The 12,306-nt window shown below is 54.0% G+C and carries 12 protein-coding genes; 10 read left to right on the forward strand and 2 right to left on the reverse strand.

The window, feature by feature from the left end:
* Positions 1–47 precede the first annotated feature (47 nt).
* From clpP to ACMGGQ_RS03040, 9 genes are all read left to right on the forward strand, one after another.
* Positions 48–671, forward strand: coding sequence for an ATP-dependent Clp endopeptidase proteolytic subunit ClpP (clpP, locus tag ACMGGQ_RS03000; RefSeq protein ID WP_008503317.1), 624 nt, complete (start codon positions 48–50; stop codon positions 669–671).
* A gap of 126 nt (positions 672–797) precedes the next feature.
* A complete protein-coding gene (gene clpX, locus ACMGGQ_RS03005; RefSeq protein WP_045909778.1) occupies positions 798–2,072 on the forward strand; it encodes an ATP-dependent protease ATP-binding subunit ClpX in 1,275 nt (424 codons plus the stop codon).
* 182 nt (positions 2,073–2,254) lie between these two features.
* Positions 2,255–4,609 carry an endopeptidase La gene (gene lon / locus ACMGGQ_RS03010; protein ID WP_023334706.1) on the forward strand — a complete coding sequence of 785 codons (2,355 nt, stop codon included), beginning with the start codon at positions 2,255–2,257 and terminating at the stop codon, positions 4,607–4,609.
* Between the two features lie 210 nt (positions 4,610–4,819).
* Entirely contained in the window at positions 4,820–5,092 is a 273-nt protein-coding gene (gene hupB, locus ACMGGQ_RS03015; protein ID WP_002444653.1) for a nucleoid-associated protein HU-beta, read from the forward strand.
* A gap of 212 nt (positions 5,093–5,304) precedes the next feature.
* Positions 5,305–7,176 carry a peptidylprolyl isomerase gene (gene ppiD / locus ACMGGQ_RS03020; RefSeq protein ID WP_045909777.1) on the forward strand — a complete coding sequence of 624 codons (1,872 nt, stop codon included), beginning with the start codon at positions 5,305–5,307 and terminating at the stop codon, positions 7,174–7,176.
* A gap of 148 nt (positions 7,177–7,324) precedes the next feature.
* Complete coding sequence (locus ACMGGQ_RS03025; RefSeq protein WP_048030094.1) at positions 7,325–7,705, forward strand: helix-hairpin-helix domain-containing protein; 381 nt, start codon at positions 7,325–7,327, stop codon at positions 7,703–7,705.
* A gap of 99 nt (positions 7,706–7,804) precedes the next feature.
* Complete coding sequence (locus ACMGGQ_RS03030) at positions 7,805–8,203, forward strand: YbgC/FadM family acyl-CoA thioesterase (RefSeq protein WP_024906822.1); 399 nt, start codon at positions 7,805–7,807, stop codon at positions 8,201–8,203.
* A 47-nt stretch (positions 8,204–8,250) separates the two neighbouring features.
* The gene (locus tag ACMGGQ_RS03035; protein WP_069720235.1) at positions 8,251–8,604 is read left to right on the forward strand and encodes a type II toxin-antitoxin system RelE/ParE family toxin; all 354 of its coding nucleotides are present in this window, start codon (positions 8,251–8,253) and stop codon (positions 8,602–8,604) included.
* Positions 8,591–8,920 carry an addiction module antidote protein gene (locus ACMGGQ_RS03040; protein ID WP_229225337.1) on the forward strand — a complete coding sequence of 110 codons (330 nt, stop codon included), beginning with the start codon at positions 8,591–8,593 and terminating at the stop codon, positions 8,918–8,920. Before ACMGGQ_RS03035 ends, ACMGGQ_RS03040 begins: the two co-directional genes overlap by 14 nt.
* Positions 8,921–8,922: 2 nt before the next feature.
* On the opposite strand, the gene queC is transcribed toward ACMGGQ_RS03040, so the two are convergent.
* Together queC and ACMGGQ_RS03050 are read right to left on the reverse strand one after the other, a co-directional pair.
* Positions 8,923–9,618 (reverse strand): 7-cyano-7-deazaguanine synthase QueC, encoded by a 696-nt coding sequence (gene queC / locus ACMGGQ_RS03045; protein WP_420289568.1) that lies wholly within the window; start codon positions 9,616–9,618, stop codon positions 8,923–8,925.
* Positions 9,619–9,684: 66 nt separating this feature from the next.
* On the reverse strand, positions 9,685–11,385 hold the full coding sequence (locus tag ACMGGQ_RS03050) for an SgrR family transcriptional regulator (RefSeq protein WP_045909772.1): 1,701 nt from the start codon (positions 11,383–11,385) through the stop codon (positions 9,685–9,687).
* Between the two features lie 101 nt (positions 11,386–11,486).
* Between ACMGGQ_RS03050 and cof the strand changes: the two genes are divergently transcribed.
* Positions 11,487–12,305 (forward strand): HMP-PP phosphatase, encoded by an 819-nt coding sequence (cof, locus tag ACMGGQ_RS03055; protein ID WP_045356424.1) that lies wholly within the window; start codon positions 11,487–11,489, stop codon positions 12,303–12,305.
* Position 12,306 lies beyond the last annotated feature (1 nt).

The following is a 12,306-nucleotide window of genomic DNA, read 5'->3' on the forward strand; positions in this document are numbered from 1 at the left end:
TACAATCAGTACAGCAGGTGTTTTCAATTTTGATCCAGGAGACGGAAATGTCATACAGTGGCGAACGAGATAACTTTGCACCCCATATGGCTCTGGTGCCAATGGTTATTGAACAGACCTCACGTGGTGAGCGTTCTTTTGATATCTATTCCCGTCTGCTCAAGGAACGCGTTATCTTTCTGACCGGCCAGGTGGAAGACCACATGGCTAACCTGATCGTGGCGCAGATGCTGTTTCTGGAAGCGGAAAACCCGGAAAAAGACATTTACCTGTACATTAACTCCCCGGGTGGCGTGATTACAGCAGGGATGTCCATTTATGACACCATGCAATTCATCAAACCGGATGTCAGCACGATCTGTATGGGTCAGGCAGCATCTATGGGCGCGTTCCTGTTAACCGCAGGGGCGAAGGGTAAGCGTTTCTGCTTGCCAAATTCCCGCGTGATGATTCACCAGCCGCTGGGCGGTTACCAGGGGCAGGCGACGGATATCGAAATCCACGCCCGCGAAATTCTGAAAGTAAAAGCGCGCATGAATGAACTTATGGCGCAGCATACGGGTCAACCTCTCGAGCAGATCGAGCGCGATACCGAGCGCGATCGCTTCCTCTCTGCTTCAGAGGCAGTTGAGTACGGCTTAGTCGACTCCGTGTTGACCCATCGTAATTGATGCCCGCGACGCGAGTGTGCCGCTATACTAAGGTAGGGCGGCACGCTGCTTGATGCAGCTTGCGTCTTAGAATGGCATTTGCGTCGTCATGTGCGGCACAAAGAACTTAAAAAGAGGTTTGGACTCATGACAGATAAACGCAAAGATGGTTCGGGCAAACTGCTGTACTGCTCTTTTTGCGGCAAAAGCCAGCATGAAGTGCGTAAACTGATTGCCGGGCCGTCCGTGTATATCTGCGACGAATGTGTCGATTTATGTAACGACATCATTCGCGAAGAGATTAAAGAAGTCGCACCGCACCGTGAGCGCAGCGCGCTGCCAACGCCGCATGAAATTCGTCATCACCTTGACGACTACGTCATCGGTCAGGAGCAGGCCAAGAAAGTGCTGGCGGTAGCGGTCTATAACCACTACAAACGCCTGCGTAACGGCGACACCAGCAATGGCGTGGAACTGGGTAAAAGTAACATTCTGCTGATCGGCCCAACCGGTTCCGGTAAAACGCTGCTGGCTGAAACCCTGGCGCGTCTGCTTGATGTTCCGTTCACCATGGCGGATGCCACCACCCTGACCGAGGCCGGTTACGTGGGTGAGGACGTCGAAAACATCATCCAGAAACTGCTGCAGAAGTGCGATTACGACGTACAGAAAGCCCAGCGCGGGATTGTTTACATCGATGAGATCGACAAGATCTCCCGTAAATCCGACAACCCGTCCATCACCCGTGACGTATCGGGTGAAGGCGTACAGCAGGCACTGCTGAAGCTGATCGAAGGTACGGTAGCCGCCGTTCCACCACAGGGTGGTCGTAAACATCCTCAGCAGGAGTTCCTGCAGGTTGATACCTCCAAGATCCTGTTCATCTGTGGCGGTGCGTTTGCCGGTCTGGATAAAGTCATCTCCCACCGTGTTGAAACCGGCTCCGGCATTGGTTTTGGCGCAACGGTGAAATCGACGGCTGAAAAACCGAACGAAGGCGAGCTGCTGTCTCAGGTCGAACCGGAAGATCTGATCAAATTCGGTCTGATCCCTGAGTTCATCGGTCGTCTGCCGGTTGTGGCAACGCTGAATGAGCTGAGTGAAGACGCGCTGATCCAGATCCTGAAAGAGCCAAAAAATGCGCTGACCAAGCAGTATCAGGCGCTGTTCAATCTGGAAGGCGTTGACCTGGAATTCCGCGACGAAGCGCTGGATGCCATTGCCAAGAAAGCGATGGTCCGTAAAACCGGTGCTCGTGGTCTGCGTTCTATCGTTGAAGCGGCACTGCTCGACACCATGTACGATCTGCCATCGATGGAAGACGTTGAGAAAGTGGTGATTGACGAGTCCGTCATCAGCGGTCAAACCAAGCCGCTGCTGATTTACGGTAAACCGGAAGCCCAGCAGGCATCTGGCGAATAATTCACCAAATCATACAAGCAGTTAATCAAAAAGGGGGGATTTTATCTCCCCTTTACTTTTTCCGTATTCATAGCGTTGAATGTGTGGGAAACATCCCCATATACTGGATACATGTTAATGGTTATGTGAAGCACAGTGACATGACCAGCTTACCTGGCGGACACTAACTAAGAGAGAGCTCTATGAATCCTGAGCGTTCTGAACGCATTGAAATCCCCGTATTGCCGTTGCGCGATGTGGTGGTTTATCCGCACATGGTCATACCCTTATTTGTAGGGCGGGAAAAATCTATCCGTTGCCTCGAAGCCGCTATGGATCATGATAAAAAAATCATGCTGGTGGCGCAGAAAGAAGCATCAACGGATGAGCCGGGTGTAAACGATCTTTTCACCGTCGGGACCGTGGCCTCTATTTTGCAGATGCTGAAGCTGCCTGACGGCACCGTGAAGGTGCTGGTTGAAGGCCTGCAGCGTGCGCGTATTACCACTCTGTCAGACGACGGCGAACATTTCTCTGCCAAGGCAGAGTACCTTGATTCGCCTGAACTTGATGAGCGCGAGCAGGAAGTACTGGTTCGCACCGCGATTAGCCAGTTTGAAGGCTACATCAAGCTGAACAAGAAAATCCCACCAGAAGTGCTGACGTCGCTGAACAGCATCGACGATCCTGCACGTCTGGCGGACACCATCGCTGCACATATGCCGCTGAAGCTGGCTGACAAACAGTCTGTGCTGGAAATGTCCGACGTTAACGAACGTCTGGAATACCTGATGGCGATGATGGAGTCCGAAATCGATCTGCTGCAGGTTGAGAAGCGTATTCGCAACCGCGTGAAAAAGCAGATGGAAAAATCTCAGCGTGAGTACTATCTGAATGAGCAAATGAAGGCCATTCAGAAAGAACTGGGCGAGATGGACGATGCGCCGGACGAAAACGAAGCGCTGAAGCGTAAGATCGACGCGGCGAAGATGCCGAAAGAGGCGAAAGAGAAAGCCGAAGCCGAGTTGCAGAAGCTGAAAATGATGTCTCCAATGTCGGCTGAAGCGACCGTTGTACGCGGCTACATTGAGTGGATGGTGCAGGTTCCGTGGAACGCCCGCAGCAAGGTCAAAAAAGACCTGCGTCAGGCGCAGGAAATCCTCGATACCGACCACTATGGCCTGGAACGCGTGAAAGACCGCATTCTTGAGTACCTCGCGGTACAAAGCCGTGTAAACAAAATCAAAGGCCCAATTCTGTGCCTGGTAGGACCGCCAGGGGTGGGTAAAACCTCTCTGGGTCAGTCCATCGCTAAAGCGACCGGACGTAAGTATATCCGTATGGCGCTGGGTGGCGTACGCGATGAAGCGGAAATTCGCGGTCACCGCCGTACCTACATCGGTTCTATGCCGGGTAAACTGATCCAGAAGATGGCGAAAGTGGGCGTTAAAAACCCGCTGTTCCTGCTGGATGAGATCGACAAGATGTCGTCTGACATGCGTGGCGATCCAGCGTCAGCCCTGCTGGAAGTGCTTGATCCAGAACAGAACGTGGCGTTCAGCGATCACTACCTGGAAGTGGACTACGACCTGAGCGACGTCATGTTCGTGGCGACGTCGAACTCCATGAACATTCCGGCCCCGCTGCTGGACCGTATGGAAGTGATCCGTCTCTCCGGTTACACCGAAGACGAGAAGCTGAACATTGCTAAACAGCACCTGCTGCCGAAACAGATTGAGCGTAACGCGCTGAAAGCCAACGAGCTGACCGTCGAGGACAGCGCGATTATTGGCATCATTCGCTACTACACCCGTGAAGCGGGCGTGCGTAGCCTTGAGCGTGAAATCTCTAAACTGTGCCGTAAGGCGGTGAAACAGTTGCTGCTGGATAAGAGCCTGAAACACATTGTGATTAACGGCGATAATCTGCATGCCTATCTCGGTGTTCAGCGCTTCGACTACGGTCGCGCGGACAACGAAAACCGCGTTGGCCAGGTGACCGGTCTGGCATGGACGGAAGTGGGCGGCGATCTGCTGACCATCGAAACCGCCTGTGTACCGGGTAAAGGGAAACTGACCTACACCGGCTCGCTGGGTGAAGTGATGCAGGAGTCCATTCAGGCGGCGCTGACCGTGGTGCGCGCGCGCGCGGAGAAACTGGGGATCAACCCTGATTTCTACGAAAAACGCGACATCCACGTGCACGTACCTGAAGGGGCGACGCCGAAAGATGGTCCAAGCGCGGGTATTGCCATGTGTACCGCTCTGGTTTCTTGCCTGACAGGGAACCCGGTGCGTGCCGATGTGGCGATGACCGGTGAGATTACGCTGCGTGGCCAGGTTCTGCCGATTGGCGGCTTAAAAGAAAAACTGCTGGCGGCACACCGCGGTGGGATCAAAACCGTATTGATCCCTTACGAAAATAAACGCGATCTGGAAGAGATTCCGGACAACGTGATTGCCGACCTGCAGATTCATCCTGTTAAGCGAATTGAGGAAGTTCTTAGTCTCGCATTGCAGAATGAACCGTCAGGAATGCAGGTTGTAACCGCAAAATAGTGACCTCGCGCAAAGAGCGTCAATAAAAACAAGGCTGGTAAGTCATTTCGCACTTGCCAGCCTTTTTTTGTATAGCTAATTTAGATTGCTGATTAGGTCAGCCATCAACAACGGGTGTTGTAAGGTCATGGCAGGCCTGATATAACTGCTGCGCGGTCGCGTTGTGAAGGATTCAGGCGCGATATAAATTATAAAGAGAGGAAGAGAACAGTGAATAAATCTCAACTGATTGACAAAATTGCTGCTGGTGCTGATATTTCTAAAGCTGCAGCTGGACGTGCGTTAGATGCATTAATTGCTTCTGTTACTGAATCTCTGCAGGCTGGGGACGACGTTGCACTGGTAGGCTTCGGTACTTTTGCTGTTAAAGAGCGTGCTGCCCGTACTGGCCGCAACCCTCAGACCGGTAAAGAGATCACCATTGCTGCCGCTAAAGTGCCGGGTTTCCGTGCAGGTAAAGCGCTGAAAGACGCAGTAAACTGATTGCTTTCCCGTTTCAGGGAAGCCGGATAGTACAAGGGCGCATCGTTTGATGTGCCTTTTTTGTTTGTCCAGACCTGATTTGTGCGAGTTTATGCGAGTTGTGGGCTGACAATCGCCCCGTTTTCTTGTCACAATACGACTTTACGCGCGACGGGCAGGATTTTCCGTCAGCGTCAGGTAACCAGTCACCTACAGCGGAGTGTTGTTACACCATGATGGACAGCTTACGCACGGCTGCTAACAGTCTCGTGCTCAAGATTATTTTCGGTATCATTATCGTGTCGTTCATATTGACCGGCGTGAGCAGTTACCTTATTGGCGGTGGCGCGAACTATGCCGCAAAAGTGAATGGCCAGGAGATCAGCCGCGGTCAGTTCGAGAATGCTTTTGCCGGTGAACGTAACCGTATGCAGCAACAGCTGGGCGACCAATTCTCTGAACTGGCAGCGAACGAAGGGTACATGAAAACCCTGCGCCAACAGACTCTGAACCGTCTTATCGACGAAGCGCTGCTGGATCAGTATGCCAAAAAACTGGGCCTTGGCATCAGCGATGAGCAGGTGAAAAAAGCCATTTTCTCCACGCAAGCCTTCCAGTCTAACGGTAAATTCGACAATGCGCGTTACAACAGCATCGTTAACCAGATGGGGATGACGGCCGATCAGTACGCGCAGGCTCTGCGTAACCAGCTGACCACTCAGCAGCTCATCAATGCCGTTGTCGGCACTGATTTCATGCTCAAAGGTGAAACGGATGAACTGGCCGCGCTGGTAGCACAGCAGCGCGTTGTACGTGAAGCGACCATTGATGTGAACGCCCTTGCCGCGAAACAGCAGGTGAGCGACGCTGACGTTAACGCTTATTACGAGCAGAACAAGAATACCTTTGTTTCTCCAGAGCAGTTCCGTGTGAGCTACATCAAGCTGGATGCTGCCGCGCTGCAGGAAACCGCGTCTGACGCGGAAATCCAGTCTTACTATGACCAGCATCAGGATCAGTTCACACAGCCGCAGCGTAACCGCTACAGCGTGATTCAGACCAAAACCGAGGCGGATGCCAAAGCGGTACTGGATGAGCTGAACAAAGGCGCTGATTTCGCGACCGTCGCGAAAGCGAAATCCACCGACATTATCTCGGCGAAAAACGGCGGCGATATGGGCTGGCTGGAAGACGCGACCACGCCGGACGAGCTGAAAAATGCCGGCCTGAAAGAGAAAGGCCAACTGTCTGGCGTCATTAAATCTTCCGTAGGTTTCCTGGTCGTGCGTCTGGACGACATCACCGCGGCGAAAACCAAGCCGCTGGCTGAGGTTCGCGACGATATCGCTGCGAAAGTGAAACAGGAAAAAGCGCTGGATGCCTACTATGCGCTGCAGCAGAAGGTGAGCGATGCTGCCAGCAACGACAACGAATCTCTGGCGGGTGCCGAGCAGGCGGCTGGGGTGAAAGCGGTTGAGACGGGCTGGTTTGGCCGTGACAACCTGCCGGAAGAGCTGAACTTCAAACCGGTTTCTGATGCCATCTTCAACGGTGGTCTGGTCGGCGAGAACGGCACGCCGGGCAGTAACTCTGACATCATTACCGTTGATGGCGATCGTGCGTTTGTGCTGCGCGTCAGCGAGCACAAGCCAGAAGCGGTCAAACCGCTGGCGGAAGTGAAGGATCAGGTCGTCGCTCAGGTTAAGCACAACAAAGCGGAACAGCAGGCGAAGCTGGATGCTGAGAAGATTCTGGCCGATCTGAAAGCGGGTAAAGAGGATGCGCTGAAAGCGGCTGGCCTGAGCTTCGGTGAAGCGAAAACGCTGAGCCGTACCGGTCAGGATCCAATCAGCCAGGCCGCGTTTGGCCTGACTCTGCCTGCGAAGGACAAGCCAAGCTTCGGTACTACCACCGATGCGCAGGGTAACGTCGTTCTGCTGGCGCTGGATGAAGTGAAAGCCGGTACCCTGCCAGACGCGCAGAAGAAGGCGATGGTCCAGGGGATTACCCAGAACAATGCTCAGATTGCCTTCGAAGCCATGATGAGCAACCTGCGTAAAGATGCCAAAATTAAGCTGGGCGACATCATCACTCAGCAGCAATAATTACGTATCTGCTCGCAGATTTTCGTAACGCTCTGCAATAACTAAAGGCCGCTTTCGCGGCCTTTTCCATTTCTGCACTCTGCTGTTTGTGCCGGTTTTCTCGGGCGGCTATCGTGACGGGGCTGTCAACAAACAAGGAGATAACAGCATGAAATGTGGAATCAAAGCACTGTTAATTACACTGGCTATTGCCACCACCGGGATGAGCGCGGGGGCGCTGGCGGCGACGCCTGCCGCCAAACAACAGACGACACAGAGCAAATCCGACGCAGCGACGCCGGCGCAAGGGCAGACTAAAGCGACCGAAGCCGGTAAAAATGCGGACGATGATGGTACGCGGGTCAGCATCAATTCAGCCTCTGCCGAGGATCTCGCCCGCGTGATGAATGGCGTCGGACTGAAAAAAGCGCAGGCTATCGTCAGCTATCGTGAAGAGTATGGTCCTTTCAAAACGGTCGACGATCTCAAACAGGTTCCGGGCATGGGGAGCGCGCTGGTTGAGCGCAATCTCTCACACCTGACGTTGTAATCACGCAATTTCTTGCACTGCGGCAAAAATTTGCCAGGATAAAGAGGTCATACCAGTTATGACCTCTCATCCTACAATAACAGTAAAGGCTATTGCGCTATGCAGACAAAAATTAAAGTACGCGGTTTTCACCTCGACGTTTACCAGCATGTGAACAATGCCCGCTACCTGGAGTTTCTTGAGGAAGCGCGCTGGGACGGGCTGGAAAACAGCGAAAGCTTTCAGTGGCTGACCGCGCACAACATCGCGTTCGTGGTCGTCAATATCAACATCAACTACCGTCGTCCGGCCGTGCTGGGCGATGTACTCACGGTGACCAGCCAGGTGCAGCAGATCAATGGCAAAAGCGGCGTGTTAAGCCAGGTGGTGACGCTCGATCCCGAAGGGCAGGTGGTCGCTGATGCGCTGATTACTTTTGTCTGCATCGATCTGAAAACGCAGAAAGCGCTGCCGCTGGAAGGGGAATTGCGCGAAAAGCTGGAGCTGATGATCGCGTAGGAATTTGTCTTTTATAAAAGACAAAAGGGTTTTTCAGGGATAGAATAATGGACAGGGACTACGTTGTTGAACGTTACCGGACCCGTGACGGGAAAGTGCCGTTTGAGGAGTGGGTAGCCAGAATGAATCGAAGGGATCCGGATACAGTTTTCCGGATCCTTATGCGGATCAACCGCGCAATAAAACGTAATTTTGGCGATTACAGATACCTCAGGGAAGGTGTTTGGGAGATGCGAGTCGACAGTGGCCCCGGCTACAGAATCTATTTTGCAGTAGAGAATCGGCAGGTTTTATTGTTACTTATCGGTGGTGACAAAAAGAGCCAAAAAGCGGATATCAAACTGGCAATAGATTACTGGAAAGATCATCAAATAAAAGGACAATCGAATGAGCGCCACTGAACGAAAATATTCGAGTTCTGTTAGCCATCATGATGCTGTTGTGAAAATGCTACGAGAGAATCCTTCCTACGCTCAGCGTTATTTGCAAACAGCCCTGGAAGAAATCTATGAAGACCAGGGGATCCCTGCCTATCTCATTGCACTCCGCCAGGTTATCGAATCCCGCGGCGGCATAGGTACAATCGCTGCCAAAGCAGGCCTGTCTCGTCAGCAGCTATACCGAACCTTATCAGACAACGGCAACCCAACGCTGACAACGCTGATGAAAGTCACCCGTGCTGCCGGCGTGAAACTGTTCGACAGCACGGTTAAGTAGCCCTATTTAAGCCCGGTTTTTTTCTGCATCGCGGCCATCACGCCGGCTTTATCGGCCAGATAGTGGTTCAGCCCATTCGCGCGCAGATTACAGGCGGCGCACTGGCCGCAACCGTCGCCTTTGATGCCGTTATAGCAGGTGAGGGTTTCGCTGCGAACCAGGTCCAGCTTGCCCCAGTAGTCCGCCAGCGCCCAGGTTTCGGCTTTATCCAGCCACATCAGTGGGGTTTCAAAGCGCGTCTTTTTCGCCATCCCCAGATTGACGGCGTGGTTTAATGCCTTCACGAACTCATCACGACAGTCCGGGTAGCCGGAGAAATCTGTTTCACACACGCCCGTGATCACCGCTTCGGCTTTCACCTGGTAGGCGTAGATCGCCGTCAGGGTCAGGAAGAGGATATTACGGCCCGGCACGAAGGTATTCGGAATGCCGCTGGCATCGGGTTCGTAGTCCGGGACGGGAATACTGTCCCGGGTGAGGCTACTCACGGCCAGTTCATTTAACAGCGTAACGTCCAGCACCTTGTGCGCGCGTGCCCCCAGTTTCAGGGCCAGTTCACGGGCAACGTCGATCTCAGCGCGATGACGCTGACCATAATCGAAAGTCACACAGTGAACTTCATCGTACTGATGAAGAGCCTGAACCAGGCAGGTAGTAGAATCTTGTCCTCCGCTGAACACGACGACGGCACGTTTCATAAATCATCTCGACTGTTACGGTAAAAACGTTATGTTACCGTCTGACCACGACGGCGACCAGCTTCTTCACGCTTTGGGGGCGGGCAGCCAGGCTTCGGTAAAGTCAAACCAGCCGCGGGTGTTGAGGCGTATGCCGTTGACACCCGGCGGGGCGCTGATCTGGTATTGATAATTGAACAGTGGGGTGATCACCGCCTTTTCCATGAGTCCGGAGAAAATGGCCCTGAGCCCGGCATGTCTGGCCTGCTCATCGGACTGAGTCTGTACCGCATCCAGCGTGGCCTGCAGATGGGCATATTGCGGCGCGCTCAGCAGGTGTGGCCAGAGGGCATCACAGCGTAGCCACTGCTCAAGCGTATATTCCGGCGCTTCGCCAATCAGCCTGTCACCCATCATGAGATCCGCGTCCGCCAGTTGCTGGCATCCGTCCCAGGTTTTTGCGTCGTGAAAGATAACCGTTAGCTCGCAGCCCTGCTGTGCAAGGTACTGTTTTAGCTGACGCGCCATCGTGTGCAACTCAACTGGCAAATGGTAAATCAGGGTTAAGGTCTCCGGCAGGGGGACATGTGCCAGATCCGACCACTGAGGGATCGCCCATCCGGGCAGTAATTCCTCTGTTGGGGTAATCAGCCCCTCGTTAAGCGGTAGCGTATGCAGAAGCGATGAGAGATGAATGATGTTGATGAGCCGTCGTGCCTGCATTTCACTCAGCCGCGGGCTTTGCTTCAGGGTGAGATAGCAAAAGCCAAGACTGGTACTGTTCGTCACCAGGCGCAGGCTTTCAAGTTCATCCGGCTCGCCAATGGCGATCTGCACCGGATGGCGACAGCTGGTACCCAGCCCATAGTCAAACAGCGTCGGTGTGATCCAATATTCGATAGCCTTAAGCAGCGGGTGGCTGAGATGGTACTGCTCGTGGCTTTCCAGACGGACAAGATCGGGCTCATATACGCTTAGCCTGAAGGGGCCGCAGCCCGTCATGGGCTGTTCGGGATGTGCAAGCCGGCTACAGTAGGTGGCCAGGCGGTGTGCCAGCCAGTAGTCCGGCTGGTGCAGCGTGAACGTCAGACACTGAGGGTGGGTGACGTCAATGCGCAGGACACTCTGGAACAGTTTCCGCAGGGCGGGTAAGGCAAAAAGCGCATTCAGGCTTTGCTGAAGCTGTCCGGTTTCGACCTTATCGCCGTTATGCCAGTGTAAGGTGGAACGAATATAAAAATGCCAGCGCAAACCGTCCGCCGACACCTCCCAGTGATGGGCAAGGTCGCCAGTCGGTTCACTGCTGTTGCCGTGAAAGCGCGTCAGTCCGGAAAAGATCTGTCCTGCCAGATGCTGTTCCGCCCGACCGGGTAAGAAACCCGGATGAAGCGGATCCAGCGAGCGGTAATAGGGGATGCGCAGCGTTGGCGTATCGTTTTGCCACTGCCCGCCTAAAAAGGGATGCAGCAATGATCGCAATGCGTCGGGGGCGAGCTGGGCCAGCTCAAGCACGTTGTGCTGTTCTCCCCGCCTCAGCGCCTCCTCCATCATGGTATTGCGCAGAGATTCAGGCGCGACATGGAACGTCAGTTCACCCCGTTTACCGCGGCCAGACTGCGCTCGCCAGCTCAGCCAGCCCGCCTCCTGTGCCTGACGCAGCAGCGTTCGGACATGCCGCTCGCTGCAAAAACAGCGGGCGGCCAGCTCGCTGATGGTGACCTGTTGCGTTGCACCCTCGGAAGGCTGCCAGAGCCGGTGATACTGATTAAGTCGATTGAGCTGGCGCATGCTAAACCCGGAACAATAATTATCATCTTTTCACTATTACTTCCGTATATCTCACACGATACTGTTGCACAAGTTAACCGCATCACATTTCGGGAGTAATCATGGCTCGGCTCGCTGCATTTGATATGGACGGTACGCTGTTAATGCCGGATCACCGTTTAGGGGAGAAAACCCTGAACACGCTGAAGCGTCTGCACGAGCGTAATGTCACCCTGACGTTTGCCACTGGCCGCCATGTGCTGGAGATGCGCCACCTGCTGGGCGCGTTTTCCCTCGACGCCTTTCTGATCACCGGCAACGGGACGCGAATTCACTCCGTAGAAGGCGATGTGCTGCACCGGCAGGATCTCAACCCGGAAGTGGCGGACATCGTGCTGCACAGTACCTGGGACACGCAGGCCAGCGTCCACGTCTTTAACGATCGCGGCTGGTTTACCGGAAGCGACATCCCGGAATTATTGCACGCGCATGTATACAGCGGCTTTAAATACCAGCTTATCGATCTGCGTCGGATCCCTGCCCATGCGGTAACCAAGATCTGCTTCTGCGGCGATCACGACGATCTCTGTCGCTTACGGATTCAACTGAATGAGGCGCTGGGTGACCGGGCACACCTGACCTTCTCGGCGGTGGATTGCCTGGAAGTGCTGCCGGTGGGCTGTAACAAAGGTTCCGCTCTGGCGGTGCTGAGCGACCACCTGGGATTAACGCTGCAGGAGTGTATGGCGTTCGGCGACGCCATGAACGACCGCGAAATGCTGGGTAGCGTAGGTCGTGGTCTGATCATGGGGAATGCGATGGCGCAGCTGAAAGCAGAACTTCCCCATCTGCCGGTTATTGGTCACTGCCGTAATGAAGCGGTGTCCCATTTTTTGACGCATTGGCTGGACAATAACAACCTCCCCTATTCCCCCGAATAGT

This window comes from Enterobacter sp. BNK-13, assembly GCF_048685015.1.
Taxonomy (GTDB): domain Bacteria; phylum Pseudomonadota; class Gammaproteobacteria; order Enterobacterales; family Enterobacteriaceae; genus Enterobacter; species Enterobacter quasiroggenkampii.